The sequence below is a fragment of the Oceanirhabdus sp. W0125-5 genome, from assembly GCF_027938815.1.
Classification (GTDB): domain Bacteria; phylum Bacillota; class Clostridia; order Clostridiales; family Clostridiaceae; genus Oceanirhabdus.
Genome location: NZ_CP115913.1, coordinates 740,975 through 760,748, shown reverse-complemented (window position 1 = coordinate 760,748; position 19,774 = coordinate 740,975). Strand labels below are relative to the sequence as shown.

Annotated in this window: 19 protein-coding genes; 7 read left to right on the top strand and 12 right to left on the bottom strand. The window is 26.9% G+C overall.

All coding sequences use genetic code 11. The annotated features are described in order from the left end of the window. Positions 1–362: 362 nt before the first annotated feature. Positions 363–650: a hypothetical protein gene (locus OW730_RS03705; protein WP_271227744.1), complete on the top strand. Its 288-nt coding sequence runs from the start codon at positions 363–365 to the stop codon at positions 648–650. A gap of 103 nt (positions 651–753) precedes the next feature. On the opposite strand, the gene OW730_RS03700 is transcribed toward OW730_RS03705, so the two are convergent. The 5 genes from OW730_RS03700 to OW730_RS03680 form a co-directional block, all read right to left on the bottom strand. Further along, positions 754–1,287, bottom strand: a complete 534-nt coding sequence (locus OW730_RS03700) for a TDE2712 family protein (RefSeq protein WP_271227743.1) — start codon at positions 1,285–1,287, stop codon at positions 754–756. 227 nt (positions 1,288–1,514) lie between these two features. Further along, a complete protein-coding gene (locus tag OW730_RS03695; RefSeq protein ID WP_271227742.1) occupies positions 1,515–1,796 on the bottom strand; it encodes a DUF503 domain-containing protein in 282 nt (93 codons plus the stop codon). A gap of 365 nt (positions 1,797–2,161) precedes the next feature. Next, a complete protein-coding gene (locus tag OW730_RS03690) occupies positions 2,162–2,902 on the bottom strand; it encodes a peptidyl-prolyl cis-trans isomerase (RefSeq protein ID WP_271227741.1) in 741 nt (246 codons plus the stop codon). 106 nt (positions 2,903–3,008) lie between these two features. After that, the gene (locus OW730_RS03685) at positions 3,009–3,692 is read right to left on the bottom strand and encodes a lysoplasmalogenase family protein (RefSeq protein WP_271227740.1); all 684 of its coding nucleotides are present in this window, start codon (positions 3,690–3,692) and stop codon (positions 3,009–3,011) included. A gap of 36 nt (positions 3,693–3,728) precedes the next feature. Then, positions 3,729–8,954, bottom strand: a complete 5,226-nt coding sequence (locus OW730_RS03680) for an ATP-binding protein (RefSeq protein WP_271227739.1) — start codon at positions 8,952–8,954, stop codon at positions 3,729–3,731. A 211-nt stretch (positions 8,955–9,165) separates the two neighbouring features. Between OW730_RS03680 and OW730_RS03675 the strand changes: the two genes are divergently transcribed. Beyond that, positions 9,166–10,536 carry an aminotransferase class V-fold PLP-dependent enzyme gene (locus OW730_RS03675; protein WP_271227738.1) on the top strand — a complete coding sequence of 457 codons (1,371 nt, stop codon included), beginning with the start codon at positions 9,166–9,168 and terminating at the stop codon, positions 10,534–10,536. A 64-nt stretch (positions 10,537–10,600) separates the two neighbouring features. On the opposite strand, the gene OW730_RS03670 is transcribed toward OW730_RS03675, so the two are convergent. The 6 genes from OW730_RS03670 to OW730_RS03645 all read right to left on the bottom strand — a co-directional run bounded on the left by OW730_RS03670 (position 10,601) and on the right by OW730_RS03645 (position 14,393). Next, entirely contained in the window at positions 10,601–10,900 is a 300-nt protein-coding gene (locus tag OW730_RS03670) for a hypothetical protein (RefSeq protein WP_271227737.1), read from the bottom strand. A 102-nt stretch (positions 10,901–11,002) separates the two neighbouring features. Beyond that, positions 11,003–12,325 (bottom strand): DUF4179 domain-containing protein, encoded by a 1,323-nt coding sequence (locus OW730_RS03665; RefSeq protein ID WP_271227736.1) that lies wholly within the window; start codon positions 12,323–12,325, stop codon positions 11,003–11,005. Next, positions 12,318–12,815, bottom strand: a complete 498-nt coding sequence (locus tag OW730_RS03660) for a sigma-70 family RNA polymerase sigma factor (protein WP_271227735.1) — start codon at positions 12,813–12,815, stop codon at positions 12,318–12,320. Before OW730_RS03660 ends, OW730_RS03665 begins: the two co-directional genes overlap by 8 nt. Positions 12,816–13,046: 231 nt before the next feature. Continuing rightward, complete coding sequence (locus tag OW730_RS03655; RefSeq protein WP_271227734.1) at positions 13,047–13,586, bottom strand: DUF2087 domain-containing protein; 540 nt, start codon at positions 13,584–13,586, stop codon at positions 13,047–13,049. Positions 13,587–13,601: 15 nt separating this feature from the next. Further along, positions 13,602–14,039 (bottom strand): hypothetical protein, encoded by a 438-nt coding sequence (locus OW730_RS03650; RefSeq protein WP_271227733.1) that lies wholly within the window; start codon positions 14,037–14,039, stop codon positions 13,602–13,604. Positions 14,040–14,057: 18 nt separating this feature from the next. Continuing rightward, positions 14,058–14,393, bottom strand: coding sequence for a DUF2087 domain-containing protein (locus OW730_RS03645; RefSeq protein WP_271227732.1), 336 nt, complete (start codon positions 14,391–14,393; stop codon positions 14,058–14,060). Positions 14,394–14,754: 361 nt separating this feature from the next. On the opposite strand from OW730_RS03645, the gene OW730_RS03640 reads away from it, so the two are divergent. After that, complete coding sequence (locus OW730_RS03640; protein WP_250861270.1) at positions 14,755–14,952, top strand: cold-shock protein; 198 nt, start codon at positions 14,755–14,757, stop codon at positions 14,950–14,952. 108 nt (positions 14,953–15,060) lie between these two features. Here the strand turns inward: OW730_RS03640 and OW730_RS03635 are convergent, their stop codons facing one another. Beyond that, positions 15,061–15,630, bottom strand: a complete 570-nt coding sequence (locus tag OW730_RS03635) for an AbrB/MazE/SpoVT family DNA-binding domain-containing protein (protein WP_271227731.1) — start codon at positions 15,628–15,630, stop codon at positions 15,061–15,063. Between the two features lie 224 nt (positions 15,631–15,854). Here OW730_RS03635 and OW730_RS03630 point away from each other — a divergent pair, with 224 nt between their 5' ends. The 4 genes from OW730_RS03630 to OW730_RS03615 all read left to right on the top strand — a co-directional run bounded on the left by OW730_RS03630 (position 15,855) and on the right by OW730_RS03615 (position 19,697). After that, the gene (locus OW730_RS03630; protein WP_271227730.1) at positions 15,855–16,445 is read left to right on the top strand and encodes a GNAT family N-acetyltransferase; all 591 of its coding nucleotides are present in this window, start codon (positions 15,855–15,857) and stop codon (positions 16,443–16,445) included. Between the two features lie 40 nt (positions 16,446–16,485). After that, on the top strand, positions 16,486–17,178 hold the full coding sequence (locus OW730_RS03625; protein WP_271227729.1) for an HD domain-containing protein: 693 nt from the start codon (positions 16,486–16,488) through the stop codon (positions 17,176–17,178). A gap of 76 nt (positions 17,179–17,254) precedes the next feature. After that, positions 17,255–18,091: an AIM24 family protein gene (locus tag OW730_RS03620; RefSeq protein ID WP_271227728.1), complete on the top strand. Its 837-nt coding sequence runs from the start codon at positions 17,255–17,257 to the stop codon at positions 18,089–18,091. Between the two features lie 190 nt (positions 18,092–18,281). Then, entirely contained in the window at positions 18,282–19,697 is a 1,416-nt protein-coding gene (locus OW730_RS03615; protein ID WP_271227727.1) for an ATP-binding protein, read from the top strand. Positions 19,698–19,774 lie beyond the last annotated feature (77 nt).

Here is a 19,774-nt window from a genome sequence, read left to right as displayed (position 1 = left end):
AGTTTACTCGTTTCATCTTGATGAAACCTTGTATTCTAAATTACAATATTTTATCTAAAGATAAAATGAGTACACACCTCTTCTTCTAAAGACCAATAAAATGTAGCTTTGCAGAGCAAAGCATCCATCGTTTTCCACTTTCCACTTTCAATTTCCAAGTTATCTTTTACCAGACCTCGTCGCAAAGTTTATCAATTATGACTTTTAACACAAAAGCCTCTTTATTAAGTTCCATATACATATATTTTATCAAACTATCAACAAATTGAAAATCATGATAAATTGAACTTTTTCAGTTGTCCTCTGTAATGTTAAAGTAACAGATACAAATATTATTCATATTCTAAAGTGAGGTGGTATAAATGTCAAGAAGTTATAAAAAATATACAGATAAAGATGATAACATAAAATCATTAAATTTAACATTTGCTAGTAATAAGAATGTGTTAGCTGATGGTTCAAAATACTTATTAGATAAAACAAAATCTATCATCACTAAAGGAGCCCTTGAAACTCAAATGGCATCTCTATTTTATCAACTTGGGAAAATAGTATATGAAGAATACGAGTATGATATTAATAATTCTAAGGAAATTAAGAAATGTTTAAAGAAAATAAAACAAATAAGAGATACTTTAGCAGAAAAATAAGTCAAATAATCAAACTACTTAAAAACTCAATTATAAAAAATTTATTCAACAAAAAGGGACTGCAATGCAGCCCCTTTTTAAGTAAAATTAGAAAATGTTCATATTATCTTAAAAGTTCAATGATTTTTTCTTTCATGAACTCTTTGATATCAGTTTTATCAATATAAGTTTTTCCTTCTTCTAAATCATCAGGTTTAACTCTAAAGAAATTAACAATAAGCTTATTATCTTTTATTTCATATACACCCTCATACATCATTGAGAATATTACTTCGATTTCTTCGTAGTTCTTATTATTGTATTCTTGAATTTCATCTACTAAGAAATCTAAGTTTAATTTTTTACAAGGATCTATCATCATTTGAGTATATTGGAAATCCTCCATAACCCACATGTTATAATTCCAAAACTTCATTTCTTTCTTATTACCATTTATTAGTTCTCTATTCTTTATTGCACTTAATACAAGTCTTACTGACTCTTCATTAAACTCATCATCATAGATGTATTTCATTGCTTCTATTTGGCCTACATTATTAAAAAAGCTTTCTTCTATATGATCTTTATCTGCTGCTGCATGCCAAAAATAATTCATTGCTTCAATAGCTTCTAAGTTAACCTTAATATTTTTTATCATTTCCATCCCTCACTAATTAGATACTTCACTATTTAATATAAATTCACAATCATTTTAATCTTCAACTTAATTATAAATACATATATGTGAAACATCAACATTTTTTGAGATTTTTTAATTATTTTATAGATATTTTTTTATTTAATCTTTATTATTTCTTCTTTATTATATTTGTATACAGTTCCTTCTCTCATAAAAAAGCTATACAAAATCAACTTCTCATCACCCTATAGCATTTCTTTCTCCACGTCTATTATTACTGCTTCTTCTGTATTTTCAATATATCTTACTATACCTTCCATTATACCATCAAGATCTTTATTTGTGGTGCTAATTATGGCCATACCTATTACTATATTCTTATGAATATCATGCTTATCAACCTCACATATTGAAACATTAAATCTATTCTTAATTCTACTCATAAGACTTTTTATAATCATTCTCTTCTCTTTAAGAGAATTTACCCATGAAGCTCTTAACTCCACTCGCATTAATCCTACAAACATAATACTCTCCCTTCTAAAAAAACAAATTGAGAATTGAGAATGGAGAATGGAGAATGATGGATGTTTCTGCATACGCAGAAACTACATTTTATTGTTCTTTAGCACAAGAGTGTTTTTCTTATTTTATCTTAAGATAAAATATTGTATTTTAAATACAATGTTTCATTCAAATGAAACGAGTAAACACTTTATTGTCCAAGGAACAATAAAATTAAAATTTCTCGAAGAGAAATGTCCGACGTTTTCCACTTTCCACTTTCCACTTTCAACTATGATTTTCTATAATTTTTATTTCTTTAGAGTTTTCTAAGAAATATTAAAAGGTAGTTTTGTATTAACAAAACTACCTTCTTAGTATATCTTTATTAAAGTCTTTCTATTTCATATTTCTTTTCTAATTCTTCTCTCTTAGCAACGTATAATTCGTTCTGCTTCATAGCTATTAATTGATTCTTCATGTTCTCTTTTACTTCTTCGAACTCTTGAGTTCTTGCTTCGTTCTTTTCAGTAACCTTTATTAAGTGGAATCCAAATTGAGTTTGAACCGGCTCACTTACTGCCCCAATCTCAAGTTCAAATGCAGCATTTTCAAATTCAGGAACCATTTTTCCTCTTGAGAAAGCACCAAGGTCTCCACCATTTTGGCTTGATGGGCAGCTAGAATTCTCTTTAGCCATCTCTTCAAAAGATGCACCTTCTTTAATTTTAGCAGCAACTTCTTTAGCTTCTTCTTCAGTGCTTACAAGAATATGGCTTGCTCTTACTTCTTCTGGAGTTTTAAACATTTCTTTATTACTTTCGTAGTACTCTTTTACTTCTTCGTCAGTAACATCAACATCGCTAAGAACTTTTCTCATAGCATATTGCTTTAATAATGTAACTTTCATATCTTCAAGAGCTTTTTGGAACTCTTCATCTTTTTCGATATTATTTTCAATAGCATCTGCATATAATAATTCTTGAGTGATTAATTCCTCAACTAATTGTTTCTTTCCTTCATCTGTAGCGAACTGCATAGCTCTCTGTCCTAGGTTCTGCATTAAACCATTAAGATCAAATTGAGTGATTTCTCTTCCATTTACTCTTGCTAATACTTTGTTTTCCATAGATAATTCTCCTTTAAATTTAGTTTCCTCTTAAATAATACATTAAAAGACATTTATTATCAAATCTTATTACTTTACTATTATGAACTATTTTATGGTTAAATCATCAAATATTAATCATAATTAGCGGTGAATAAGCTAATGCGATTAATGATACTACATATAACGTCCATACAAATATACTCATATTTTTAAATCTAGTATTAAAAAAACTTCTTAAAAGAACTAAAATCCCTGATAACAATGCTAATATTGCACCTATAAATGGTACTATTCCATAAACCCCTACATTTATTACCATGAATACAGCACATATATTCATGAATATTAGTCCTTCTCCAAATATTAGTACCCAAGTGTATACTTTTCTTAATATAATTTTCTTAATTATATACAAGATTAAACACCCAATAATACAAGTGATTCCTATTATAAGTGCATCTTTACTAGTGATCTTAAATAAATTTATAAATGCATAACCAAAAGTAAAATTGGCTACAACAATACAATATACTCCGTAAATTGTTGATTTTTTTAATTTAAAAACATGGAATATTAACATATCTCCAATAGTACTTAGTACTACAGCTATAGATATTATTATTGAATATCCTAAAAATTTTTCTTCTCCAATATTATATAAAATAAAAATACTCATTATACTAATTGAAGTAGAAAGATAGATTTTTATACTCTTAGGAAATATACTTCCCCCTATGTTATTCCTACTATTTATACTGGTTTTTACTCCAAGGAAAAGAATCACTAACTGCAAACTTAGAACAAACAAAGATACTTGTACATAGTCTTTTATAAAATTACCTCCTTAAAAATAAATATCTGAAAACTCTATCTTAATTTTCTCTACAGAATTATGATTAGGTGTAATTATCCCCTTTGACTCTACATCAATCTCATTATTTTCAATTGTATTTATAGGTAGTTTAATTATAAATTCACTCCCTTTCCCATACTCGCTAATAATGTTTATAATACCACTATGCATCTCTACAAGCTGTTTTGTTAATGTGAGCCCAATACCGCTTCCCTCTTGCTTTCTAGAAAGAGATTTATCTGCTTGTTCAAATCTTTCAAATATTTTATCTTGCAAGTCTCTATGAATACCTATTCCCGAATCTTTTATAGAAACTACAACATATACACCTTCTATGCGCATATTTATCTTGATATCTCCATTATCTTCAGTAAATTTAATAGCATTTGAAAGAATATTTAATATAATACGTTCTATTTTTTCCTCATCACATGCGATAATTAATTCCTCAACCTCAGTGTCAAAAATTAATGATATGCCTTTATTCTGAGCATAGGATACTACTGACATACATATGTCCTCCACAACTCTGATAATATCGTAATTTTTCATATCTAATTTTAAATACCCTTCATCTATCTTTGAAATATCAATAATGTTATTAACCAACCTTAATAACCTATAACAGTTTTGTTTCATTATTTTAATATATTCACTTACTTTCCTGTCATTATTACTATTACTTATTACTTCTATAAGCTGAATAGTACTCAAAATTACATTTAATGGAGTTTTAAATTCATGAGATAAATTAGCAAAAAATTCAGTCTTTTCTCTGCTTCTTGTAAGCTTTTGCTCAACAACTATTCTATCCTGTATTTCCTTAACTAGTTTCTTTTCAATCGCTTGTATTTCTTCTGATTTTTTTTGAACTAAATTTTCAAGGTTATTTTTTCTCATGCTAATTTCATTATATTCTTTTGCATTTTTTATTAAAATACCCGCTTGAGAAATAATTATATCTAACACACCATCACTATCTTTTGAAAATCCTTTAGAATAATCATTACTTTCAATATATATAACTCCTATTAAATCCTTCTCTATCATAATAGGGTAACAAGCCAAGGATTTAATATTATTCTCCAGTATATATTTATCAAAATGAAATAATTGATTATTAACCGCTTCATTAATCACAATTTTTTTTCTTGTTCTTATAACAAAATTAATTACAGTTTTAGGAACATCAAAACATTTATCTAATGGTATAGATTGCATTACAGATATTCTATCTCTATCTCCAATTCCATCTTTAGTAATTTTACCATTTTTTATTTGAAAATATAGAACTCGTTCAACATTCATACTTTTTAAAATAATAGAGAGTAACTTCTTTATCAATGTAGCATAGTCAGTTTCACTAGAAAGCTTATTAACATCTGATATCACATCTCTAACTTCATTATACCTTATAGTACTTCCTTCTAGCCCTTCATTTAATTTTAAGTATCTATTTTTAGATACTTGATACAAATTGTTCATTCCAATATTTGATGATATCCCTAATTTATTATATTGATTTATCGCTTCATTAAAATGTAAGTATGCTAGATTTTTAAGATTTTTTTTCATATATATTTGTCCACATATTTCATTTGAGATACCAATTCCCATAATATAGTTATTCTTTGAAGCTAATTCATTTGCTTCAAAGGCAAGTGCAAGAGCTTTTTTATATTTTTTAGCAATAAAATATTTATAACTTTTAAGTATATGATATTTTATTATAATTATTTTATTTTCACATTTTTTAAGTTTATCAAAGGCTTCCATAGCTTCATTAAAAACCTTAATTGCCATTGCTTTTTTATCCCGTGGTAAATTTTCATGTATCTCTCCTATAATTAGAGATCTATAAAATCCAAAATCAAGTATTGCTATAGTACTGTTAAAATTCTCTTCATCCATTTTCATAGTAAAGACAAAATCTATATCTGAATACTCTTTTTTTAGAAATTTAGCTTGTACTTTTATAGTTTTAAGAGTTAGCATATCATTATTATTTACTTGCGGAACCTTTTCATCACTCTTAATGCATCTTATTACTATATCTTTAATCTCTTTTATCTCATTAACAACTTGACTATTATAGAATTCTAATTTAAATTCATACTGTTCAATTAATTCTATAATTGAATCTATCTCATACCCAAGTGCTATTTTATATATTATACATGTATGAATTAAATATATTATATATGCTTGATCATTATATTGAACTAATTTACTTAAAATAGTGCTGCATTTATCATCTTTTATATTACCATCTATACTAAAATAAAATGAATTAGAACCAAAAATAATAAGTTGTCTCAAATCCAATAAATTTTCTTTAATATTATTAGCATTTGGTACCATCTCAAATAAAGCAATTTCCATTACTTTACTCATATCATTTATCATAAATCTATAATATTTTTTAAGGATATTTACCATATGATTATGTTTGACTTTATATAAATTATGAAAAATTATACTAATAAATGACATATATAAAAATCTATATACATTTGTATAACTAAATACTAATGCTGAAAGATAAATAAACTCCCTTAAAATATCAGCATCAACGCCTTTTACGAAATCATCATATTTTTTTAATACTGCTGATTTTCTAAAATATAACTTTACCATAAGCAAGTTAATTTTTTTAAAAAAAGATATTTTATCATCAATTTTAGATATACTATTATCAAAATCACTAAGAATATCAAATATAACTTCTTCTGCTTCATAATACTTGTCATTTATTAAATATCCATATAATTTAATTATTTTAGCTTTAACTTTTAAGCCACTATCTTTTATTGTTCCTAATAAAAATTCTACTTCTTTTTCCCCTTCTCTTATATTTCCTAATCTAAAAAAACACCTTGCTTTTATAGCTTTAAAATATATTTTTTCTTTTCCTAATCTCTCGCAAATAGCTTGACCTTTTTCACAAGATTCAAGAGTTTTTAAGTAATCACCTGAATTAAATACTCTTCTTGCATTTTTATAAAACAATTCTTCTAATTTCATTAAATCCTCAGATATTTTGGGCAGCATATTTGTATTTATAAAACAATATATAATAAACCAATTACAGCTATATTCATCATAATTTTTCATGTAAAACATACCTGCTTTATATATATATTTATTTTTATCTTCAAAATTAAGTTGCTCTAAAATACAATTTCTAATATTTCTTGATATGAATTTATATTTTTTGAACTTATTTACTCCACAATTATAAGACTCTAAAGAATCAAATCGCCTTTTTTCTTCAATAATACGATTTCTAATACAATAATTTAAGATTTTTTGTATTGTTTTATTACTGTATCCTGAAATCTGTTGTATCATTTTAGAATCAAATTCATTAGGTAAACATGAGCAAATCTTCAAAATAAATTTAACCTCTTTTGGAATATTATTTAACTTAATTTCAAGTTCTTTTTTTATATTATCATTAATTGTTATGCTATGTATTTTCTCGAATTTCATTTTCCAACAATAATTATCATAATCAAAAAATATTACCTTTTCCTTGTATAACTTTAATATATATTCCTTTATCAAAAAATAATTTCCCTTTGTCTTCATAAAACAAATATTTGCTATATTACTTGCATAATCTTGAGAAACTTTAAATAAATCCTTAATCATTTCTTCAATATCTGTTTTTTCAATATTCTTTAGGTGTATGCTATGATTATTTGTACTATCTTTGCACTTATTACTTATTCTATTTATTATTCCATCATATTGTGTTAGAGATGTTTCTATAATCATTATGCTCTTATATTTTTTGTTTGTTAATAACTGCTTTAATAGGTTATTAAAATCTTTCTTATATTTATTATTTATATCAAAGTTAAAAACTATAGTATTACCTTCATTAATCAAACGTTCTATAAGATTAATTATTAAGGCTAATTGAATATTCACAACATCTTTTTTTAAACAAATACATGAATTATTTTTTTTCTTTTTATCCTTACATGCAAAATATTTAAATCTTGGTATAATATCTTGTAAATATCCAAAACATCCACCTGTTATTTTAATTATAAATGATCTTAATTCTTCAATATCAATATCCCCATCTACTAAACAATAAAATAATAATTGATCTAGTACATTACTAATTAGAACATCAGAATCATCTTTAAATATTGAATCTTCATTTAATATAATTACAATTGATTTATCTTCTTTAATAGAATGTATAAATTTATTAATAAAAGTAGTTTTACCTATACCTGACTCTCCTTCTACAACTACACTATGTACCTCTCCGCTTTTTACCCTATTGTAAATATTCATTAATTGATTTACTTCCTTATTCCTACCATATATCTTCTCAGAAAAAGTTAATCTACATGGAATATCATGCTCTCCAATTATTATTTCTACATCTTTTCCTTGTTTAATTTGTTGAAGAATTCTTATCAAATCACACTTTACTCCATGAACAGTTTCATATCTATTTCTTTTAGATTTGCTTAGTAATTTCATAATTACTTCAGATAAAGATTTAGGAATATTATTTTTTATATCTTTAGGTGGACTAGGTTTTTTTATTGCTTGGTTATATATGAGTTTTCGTTTTGAATTCTGTTCGAATGGAGCTCTTCCTGTTATCATCTTATAGAAAACTATACCAAGTGAATAAAGATCACTTTTATAATCTACATAAGATTCAAATAATCCAGTGTGTTCAGGAGAAATATAATTTAACAAATCACTTTCTACTAATAGAATTTTATTATAATCTAAATTATTTACATCATGTATTCCACCTATGAATTTAATTTCATTTAATTCGTTGTTTATTAAAATATTTATATGATTTAATGCCCCATGAATATCTTTTTTATGTAAAACAAATAATTTGTCACAAATCATAATAGCATAATGAAGAAATTCTCTAATTTCCATTCCCTTTTTACCTATTAATTTATCAATTGGGAAAAAATTTTGATGCTTATATATAAGATATGTTTCCTCATCCCCTATATGAATTCTTTCAGGTTCTAAGCACTCATCACTTATGTTATTTTCGCAATATTCAATTTCTTGTAACATCAATTTATATAAACCACTATAATTCGGATTATTTCTTTCTATTTTTTTAATTATCTTTTTCTCCCCATCAATCAAAACTACATATATTTCATAATCCATATCCTTATACAATTTATCAATAATTGCGAATTTAAACTCCATAGTCTCTTAACCACCTTTTTAATTCAATGTTATCTTATATAAACTTCTATATATTACATAAAATACCTCTATTTTTTTCTTTATTATGCAATTTTCAACAGCATTTATTTAGAATATAAAATTTGTTAATTACTACACTTTATTCTTATAACAATCACATATCTGTATTCACAAAATATAATGTTTATATAGTATTTTTTGGAGTGAAAATATGAAAAGAAATTATTTCAATCCATTTAGGAATCTTATCTGTGGAGTTGAGGATAAAATTCCTGTTGGTGAATTAAATATACAGCATATAAATTTTGATAATGCGGCTACAACCCCTCCTTTCAAATGTGTTTTAGAGGATATTTTAGACTTTACCCCTTGGTATTCATCAATCCATAGAGGCATGGGCTACAAATCTAAATATTCTTCTCTTGTTTATGACAACTCTAGAAAAGTCGTTGCTTCATTTATTGGAGCTAACCTAAATGAACATAACATTATATATGTTAAAAACACTACTGAAGCAATTAACAAGCTTTCTTTCAGATTATGTGATATGCATAAAAACTGTACCGTTCTATCCTCTTTTATGGAACATCATTCAAATGATTTGCCATGGAGAGATAAGTTTAATGTAGACTACATTTCTCTTAATGATATGGGTATGCTATCTATTGAAGACCTTGAACATAAATTAATCTCATATGATGGACAGGTGAAATTGGTAACCATAACAGGTGCATCTAACACTACTGGCTATATGAATCCTATACATGATATAGCTCGATTAGTTCACTCTTATGGTGCAAAACTCTTAGTAGATTGTGCTCAACTTGTTCCACATGAAAAGCTGCATATGAAACCTAAATCCCATGATGAACATATTGACTTCGTCGTATTTTCATCTCATAAAATGTATGCTCCTTTTGGAATTGGTGTGTTGGTGGGTCCTAAAGAGGTATTTTCTTGCGGTCATCCTGATTACAAAGGAGGAGGTACTGTTCAGCTTGTAACTGATGATTATGCTATATGGGATATTCCCCCAAACAAAGAGGAAGCAGGTACTCCTAATATAATGGGTGTAGTTGCTCTAGTGTCAGCTATTGAAATGCTCCAAGGAATAGGAATGAATCAAGTTTCAAAACTTGAAAGAGATTTATTAAACTATGCTATGGACAAATTATCAAAAATTCCTGAAATTAAAATATATTCATCCTTAGATGCCTCAGTTCCACGTGTGAGTATAATTCCATTTAACATTGAAGGAATTCCTCACAGTATTACCGCTCGAATTCTTGGAGAGGAATGGGGAATTTCAGTTAGAAGTGGATGCTTCTGTGCTCAACCATATATGCAAAAACTATTAAATGTTACTCCTAAGAAAATATACTCACATCTAAAAAACAATCAACTTCCCCCTTACGGAGTAGTACGCTTAAGCTTTGGTATTTATAATACCTTCAGTGAAATTGATTTCTTAGTAAAAGTTCTACAATATATAATTTCTCATAAAGATAATTATCTTAAGAAATATCCAGTTGAACCAATTTACGTGGAGAAATCTCCAATTTTAAAAAGTTGTGAGTACTAAAATATAAATAAGAAAGAGATTACTCTACTAGAAATCATAGAGTAATCTCTTTATAAATAATATATTATCTATTTAAATCTGGACCACTTTCCTTCATCCAACCTGTAGATCCTTTATTAGAAGGTATAAACTTAGTCCAATATTCACCTGTCTTAGTATCTAAAAAAATTATATTATTATCATTTGCAGAAATTATTTGATATCTATTTAACTCAGATATACTATTGCTTAACTCACTAATTTGATTATCTACTGATGATTCCTTATTACCTAAGCTTTCTATTGGTGATTTTAACAATAAACCTAATATTAAAAATCCTATAATTATTGAAACTCCTATTATTAATGCTCCTCTTTTTTCCATAAAAACATCCTCCTTGGTTACTTTATTTTATACTTAAATTTGAATACTAAACTTTCATCATTATATCCATAATCATAATGATTTCAAACATTTCCTAAATATTTATTTGGTATCTATATTAAATGTTTTGTTTACAGGTCTATATTCATGTAGATTCCCAATTGTGAACCTTAAATTCTTTGTTATAGGTTTAGAAAATTCAATAAAAACTCTTGCTTTTTCTGTTCCTGGAGCATAGCTTATCATGTAATCTTCATAGTTTTTAAGCTTAGTGCCATCTTCAAGTTCCATTGACTCCACCCCTAATACTGGCATTATATTAATATTTTCATTTACCAATTTATCATCTTCTATACTTATTACTATTAACTTCAAAGTATCATCTTCTTTTTTCTCTAAACTTTCCATTTTAATATCATAATCACAATTCCCTGTCATAGTACCTTTTTCAATATCAATATTAAAGTCATATAACTTTTTAGGTGTTACATATATTCCACCTATATTTAACTCTAAGCTGCTGCTATCTATAAAATAATTACTCTCAAAACGTAATGTCTTCTCTCCTGGTGTGGAACTAGTACTAGACATGTTAGTAAATTTATCACCTTTTCCATCTATTAAGGAAGTTTGAGTAAATCCTGAAAATTTGTATTTACTGTTTTCATCTTCATACTTTATCTCTAACTCACCTACAGTAGGATACATTTTTAAGTCTTGAATATTTATCTTCATATCCTCAATTTCAAATTCATCATCAATATTATATTCTTTAGCCTCAACTTGTAGAAGCTCATGTTTTATTGGTATTTCTACCTTCCAATTTCCAGTTATATCTCCTTTTCTTGAGAATTGAGGATATATGATTATACTGTCTTTATCTTTACTTATCTCTCCTAACATCTCTATGTCAATTATTCCTGATTTTTTATTTTTATCATTATCGTCATGTGTTGGAGTTGAACTTATTAATGCACCCTCTAAATCACTTCCATCTCCATATGTTACTTTACCAGAAACAGCCCAAAGATTTTCCAGATCCTCCTTACTTGTAAATGAATATTTTATAACCATTCTCTTATTATCATAAATAACATTATCAATTCTAAATGTTATTCCCTTATCTTCTGATGTTTTATTTATAACTTGTAAAAAACCTTGCTTTCCTGCCTCTTCAAGGCCTCTATCAAACTTAAAGAATTGTGCTAATTTATCCAAAACAGGAATGTCATCTAAATAGTTGGCAAATACAGTAGATGTGTTTACAGATACTGCAAATACTATCATAGCAGCAACTGCTGTAGCGCCTATTTTTGTCAACTTACTTTTCATATCACTCTTTTTTTCCTCTTTTGCCTTTTTGTATGCCTTTTCAATTACCTCTTCTAAATCATTTGGCTCTATAATGTTTTTATATTTATCCATTAATCTCACCTCTTAATTTTTCTCTTAAAAATTTTAACCCCTTGTGAATATAATTCTTAACTCTACTCTCGCTGATTCCCATATGTTTTGCTGTCTCTTTTATAGTCATATCCTCTAAATATTTTAAAATTATAACTGTTTTTACGTTGCCTTCTAAAGAATCTACAGCCTCATAGAGATCAATTCTATCATCAATATCATAATTTTCTTCTGATTCTTTATGCATCCAATCTGAAATAAACTCCAGACTTACATGAATCTTTCCTTGATTCTTTCTACTTAATTGATGACATTCATTAATCAATATCCTGGTTATCCACGTTTCAAAAAACTCAACATTCTTTAACTTACCTAGATTTTTATATCCTTTATATACAGTGTTACTTATTATTTCCTTAGCATCTTCTTCATTTTTTATATATGTGTAGGCAATACGGTATAACCTCTGCCTAATTCCTTGAACCCTTTCAAGAAACTCCTTATCTTCCACTTAAAATTCCTCCTTATCCTTCTCAGTACTGACTGTTTAAAAAGCTTTTCAATATATTAGATACACATACTCTTAAAAGTGTTTTTTGATTTTATAATTTTTTTTAAATAATCTTTAATACAAAATAAGGGTAATGATTTCAAATAAATCATTACCCTTATTATATATTTTATTTAAATTTTTGATTATGAATTAAGAAATATTGAAATATAATTATTTCATTTATTGAACTTACTTTATCTTATATATTTCTTTATCTCGACACATTAACTTCTCACTTACTAGCTCTTTTCTCAAAGTACAGAAATCATCATGGAAATCTGCAATTATTATATTTACCTCTATCTCAGTATATTCCTTATTTTCCTCAAATTCTTTTAGCATATGCTCTAATATGATTCTTCTTTTTTTCCTCTGAACAGGAATTGATTTTAGTTTCCCGTACTCAAAGAAGCTATCCAATACTTTCTTTTTGTAATCTTCCGCTCTTCTATTTTCTATATCATTCTTATTATTCTCATCAGATAATAAGTCTATTAATGAAGAGTTAAATAAATCACTATTGATATGATATATTACATAATACTGTTCCTTTTGGGAATGCACAATTCCGCTATCCTCAAGCTTTTTTAGATGAAATGATATTGTGGAAGGAGTTACATCCAGCTTTTCAGATAATAATTCTACATACATTGGTTCTTTTAGTAGATTTTTTATTATTCTTAGTCTTGATTTATCCGCAAGACATTTAAAGAATTTAACCTTATCCAATTTCTATAATCTCCTCTATTTATTTTTTATTATGGCATTGGATTTCCCATGTATCATATTTTTGAACACCTGTAGGATTAGTTCACTATGTTCGATTTTTACTTCTTCAATTATACTTTTATCTAGAATCTCAAGATTCAAATACTTTTCAAGATTATCTCTCCATGGTTGAGTGACTTTATTTGAAAGAAATTCATAACATTTTATAAGCTTTTCTTTATCATCAATTTCTTCTTCAACTATACCTCTTAAACATTCATGATTTACCTTCACAAATACATTGTTGTATGCCACCATAAATAACTTTAAATGTATATCCTCTACATTGGCTTTAATTATTTTATATTTAGCTTCATCAACTTCCCCTTCTTCTCTTAATTTCTTTGCCATTTCGTTTAATTTTCTAATTACTGTGTTTGTTACATTTATATATTCATTTTTAAATTTTTCCATTTTAATCAATTCCTTTCTTTAATTTTCCTCTTGTCCTATATTCTCTTCTTGTCTTCTCCAATACTTACTACAATTTTTTGTTCTCTTTAAATACCCAATATCCACTAACTCTCGCCGTAGATAACATACATCATTAAATGTATGATATTCTCCTATTACCTCATTTATCTCCTGCTCTGTATACTCTCTACCATCTTGAATCTTTTCTATTAAATATCCAAGAACATTAATTTGTTTTTTTCTTTTGCTTGGATACATTTTAATTTTTCCTTCTACATCTAAAAATTTCATAACTTCTTTCATATCATACATTGTACTTACTTCGTTAATTAACCCCTCATTTACTTTCCCCAATTTCATCTCCCCTTTTCTCATTAAAACAATTATGTATTTTATTTACAATATTATTATATTCATAAATATATTATTTGTCAATTTATTTTTATGAATATAAAAACAGATTTTAAGTTTATATTTTTACTTGTATTAAAATCACTAACTTTAACCTCAATAAATCACTTGTTTTAATGTTTTACTAAGTTTAGATTAATTGTTTATTACTGTAATATCTATAAATATTATCAAACAATCTAGAGTTACTACTTTTCTTCTTGAATTTTCTATTATTTAGTGATATATTCAACTAGAGATAAACTATGTAGTTTATCTTGAAGTATAAAATTTTTATTAATTAAAGTTTTGGAGGAATGTTTCAATGACAGGTACAGTTAAATGGTTTAATAGTGAAAAAGGTTTCGGATTTATAGCAGGAGAAGACGGAAACGATATCTTCGTTCATTTCTCTCAAATCCAAAAAGAAGGATACAAGAGTCTTGAAGAAGGTCAAGAAGTTTCTTACGAAGTTGGAGAAGGACAAAAAGGACCTCAAGCTGTAAACGTAATGCCTCTATAATACATAGAACTTACTGTTACAATCAAAAGAAGGTCTATCCAAATGGATAGACCTTCTTTAATTTATATATGAGAACTTTCAAGTAATTGTTATACTTAAATCACTAAATTACAGGCTATTATTTTTCCTTAATTCCTCAATAAGCTGCTTAACTTCTTCACAAGCTCTCTTAGACATATTCTTAAAAACTATCTCTTTATATTTATCATTTTCTCCAGCTAATGATGCTGCTAAAGAATTCATATCTGTATCTCTTAGCATTAACTGAATATCATAATCTGTCATATCTTCAACTTTATGAGTAGTTTTACTTATCTCACTTAATAGTTCCATAGGCTTCAATTTCTCAAAATGCTCAATAAGTTGAATAACTTCTTCATAAGCTCTCTTGGACATATTCTTGAAAACTCTTTCTTTACATTTATCATTAGCTCCTGCTAATGATGCTGCTAAAGAATTCATATCTGTAGCTCTTAGCATCAACTGAATATCATAGTCTGTCATTTCTTCAACGTTATGAAATTTTAAATTAATATCGTCTCCCATTGAAGCTTTAATTACTATAGCTCCATCTACCACTTCTACCTCAACATCTTTTTCTATTCCACATTGCTTTAACATTACCGAAGGAATTCTTATCCCCTTTGAATTTCCTATTTTCACTATTTGCATTTTCATTATATACCGCCCCTTTGTAGATACTTTGTAATTACACTGTGATTATGTTGTGATTATAACATATCTATTCTTTATTGTAAACTTTTTCTATATATTCTTTTATATGTATTGATTTTATTGATTTACTTAGTATACTATATTAGAATTAATTTATATGAATAAACTCTGTAATGTTAAAGTATTATAAAGTCCTAACTAATAATGAATAAAGAGTAGGTGATTTTATGAGTAATGCTAGTGGCTATGGTATTGAGACAAGTTTAAATGATATGTTTATTAACTTTCCATATATAATGTTAAAAGAGTTTTCCTTAGAACCCTTAACTGAACTCCATGTTAATGATCTGCATGAGATATATTCAGATAAAGAAAATTCACAATATGTTACTCATCATCATATGGCTACAATTGATGAAACATTAGATTATATAAAAAGAATAACTAATCGCTATGAAAAAAGAGAGCAGCTTCGTTGGGGTATAATTGAGAAAAATAGTGAAAAATTAATAGGTTTGATTTCTTTACATACTATTGATTTAACTAAAAACACTGCACAGCTAGGATATGTTCTAAATAAAAAATACTATCGTAAAGGAATTACTTCTCTTTGCCTCAATGAGATAATAAACTTTATATATAAGAATACAGAGATTGAACATCTAGAAGCTTCAATATCTCCTGAAAACAAACCGTCAATAGCCCTTGTTACAAAATTAGGATTCAAGAAGTATCGTATTCGTCTAGGTTATTCATATAATAAATCTACAGGAGAGTATGAGAATAGATTTTTTTATAGATTAAGTAATTGTAAATAATAATAGTTATTTCTTGGGAAATACATCAGGAGGATAAACAATGAACTTACTAATTGAAACATTTTCTTCATTTAAACACACGGATAATTTTATTGATGACTGTTATAACTTTCTTAAAAACAGGGATAGAACTATAGTAGCAGAACATTCTATAAAAGTAAGCGATGAATGTGCAAGACTAGCCAATATATTTGGATATTCTGCTGAAGATGCACGAATTGCAGGTATTCTTCATGATATAAGTGCAGTTTTCCCATACACTACTCAATTAGAAATTGTTAAAAATTACGGTATAGAACTATTACCAGTGGAAGAAACTTTCCCTCTCTTAGTTCACCAAAAAACATCTCGAGTAATCGCTGAAAAAATATTTAATATTAATGACATGAATATTCTTAAAGCTATTGAATGCCATACAACTCTGAAAGAAAATCCATCTACATTAGAATTGATATTATTCATAGCTGATAAATTGTGTTGGGACAAACCTTTTGCAGCTCCTTATTATGAACTTGTTTCCCATGCTCTTGAAATTTCTTTAGAGTATGCAGCATATGTATATATGAAATATACTCTAGATGAAGATTTATTAAATATTATTCATCCATGGTACCAGCAGGCTTATGACCAATTAACAGTAGAATGTGCTTTTCACGAAAATATGGAGGGTGATAAATTTGAACAAAGTATATCACAGCACATCAATAGAAAGCATAAAAGAAATCGTTTCTAACAAATAATCATCGTATTTTTATGTACTATTAAAAATACAGGTTATTTGAATAATTATATTATTATGGAGGATAACAATGAAAACTAATTTAAATTTTAAAAACAGTTATGAAGTATTAAGTTCTATGAGCAGCAACAACGCTAAGTTTGAAGTCTTAGAATGGAAGCAATTAAAAGGTGGAGAAAGCTTAAATAGTTCAGTTGCCACATATTTTATGAAAGAATCAGAGATCAAATTAAAAGCTTTAAGAATAAAAATTAATAATTCTACTGTTAAACTTGAAGCAGGAGCACTTCATTATCTGAAAGGCAACATAGAAATAACTTCTAAAATGGGAGGACTAAAAGGATTAGGTAAAAAAATGTTTAACAGCGCAGTTACTAAAGAAACTGTTATGAAACCTGAGTATAGCGGGATGGGAGAAATCTATACTGAACCTACATTTGGACACTTTGCATTAATAGAATTAGAAAATGAAGAGATAATTGTTGATGATGGTATCTTTTATGCATGTGAAGGTAACATAGAAGTTGGTTCAATAATGCAGAAAAATCTATCCAGTGCATTATTAGGTAATGAAGGACTATTCCAAACTAGAATAAAAGGTAATGGAATTGTTGCATTAGAAATTCCTGTACCAGAATCTGAAATTATTAAGGTTAATCTTAATAATGAAACCCTGAAGGTAGATGGTAACATTGCATTATTAAGAACTGGAAAAATTGATTTCACAGTTGAAAAATCATCTAAATCATTAATATCATCAGCCACTTCTGGAGAAGGTTTCTTAAATGTATTTAGAGGGACTGGAGAGGTTTGGCTTGCGCCTACACAAACTATCTATCATAGATTGGACTTATACGGATTATCAGGAATGACAAATCCAGGTGGTAGTTCGAATACTACAGTTTAATTTTCATATAATCTGTATATTATTAAATAAGCAATCAATGTTAATCACAATTTTACCATATGATAAATATACTAACAACCTTTGTCTTTTTTATATAAAGTACTATTGTTAAAATGAATAAAAAGGGATATAATATAACTAACTCTAAAGTTAGTAAATCTAAAGTTAGTTATTTTAAGAGGTGAAAAAAGTGTTTATAGGAAGAAATAATGAATTAAACGAACTAAATAGATTATATAATTCTAATAAATTTGAATTTGCAGTTGTCTATGGTCGGAGACGCGTAGGAAAAACAACCCTTTTAACAGAATTTTGCAAAGATAAATCTTCAATATTTTTTGTAGCTGAGGAACATAACAACAAAAGAAATTTAGAAAATTTCAGCGATACTGTATTATCTCATTTTAATATGAAAGGATTTATACCTGATTTTAACCAGTGGGATATGGCCTTTAAATATATTGGTAAAATGAGTGAAGATAAGAGATTAATTCTTGTAATTGATGAGTTTCCGTATATCGCTACTGCAAACAAATCAATACCTTCAATTTTACAAAATATAATAGATCATTACTTAAAAGATACCAAGCTATTTTTAATAATTTGTGGATCATCTATGAGTTTCATGGAAAAAGAAGTCTTAAGTTATAAAAGTCCTCTTTTCGGAAGAAAAACTGCACAATTTAAGATAGAGTCCTTTGACTTTTTTACTTCTTGTGAATTCTTTAAAAAATACAGTAATGAAGATAAAGTTTTTTGTTATGGCGTGCTTGGTGGAATCCCCCAGTACTTAGAAAAATTTGATTATAATTTATCAGTAAAAGAAAACATTAAAAACTCATTCTTCAATAAAAATTCTTATTTCTATGATGAACCTAGAAATATACTACAACAAGAACTTAGAGAACCTATGTTTTATAACTCAATAATAGAAACTATTGCAAAAGGTGCCACCAGATTAAATGAAATTTCCACTAAAGTTGGCGAGTCATCAGATAAATGTTCTAAATATATAAAAAATCTTTGTGAGCTTGGTATTGTAGAAAAAGAAATTCCTTTAGGAGAAAAACAAAGTTCGCGAAAAACCATATATAAAATTAAAGATAACATGTTCTCATTTTGGTTTAGATTTGTATTTGGTAATACTGAACTAATAGAACAAAAAAAAATTGATTATATTTACGAAAAAAAAGTAGCTACATTCATAAGTAATTACTTAGGGTTTGTATTTGAAGAAATCTGTATACAATATTTGCGAAGAAAAAACTTCAGTAAAGACATCCCTTTCATTTTTGAATCCATTGGTAGATGGTGGGGAAATAATCCTAAAAAAAGAAGAGAAGAGGAAATAGATATAATCTGTAGAAATAATGACCAGATTTTATTTGGTGAATGTAAGTGGAGGAATGAAACTTTAGGAATGGAAGTTGTAAATTCACTTATTGAAAAATCTCAAATATTTAATTGTGAAAATAAGTATTATATGTTCTTTTCTAAATGTGGTTTTAAAGATGATGTTATCGAATTTAGTAGGAATCATGGAAACATTATTTTATTAGATGTAGATAAAATTATTGATGATGTACTAAATATAGAGACTCAATAAAAAACGCACGGTTACTCCGTGCGTTTAAAACAATTTAAAAATACTAAAGTTTCTTCATTCATAAATACTACATTTTA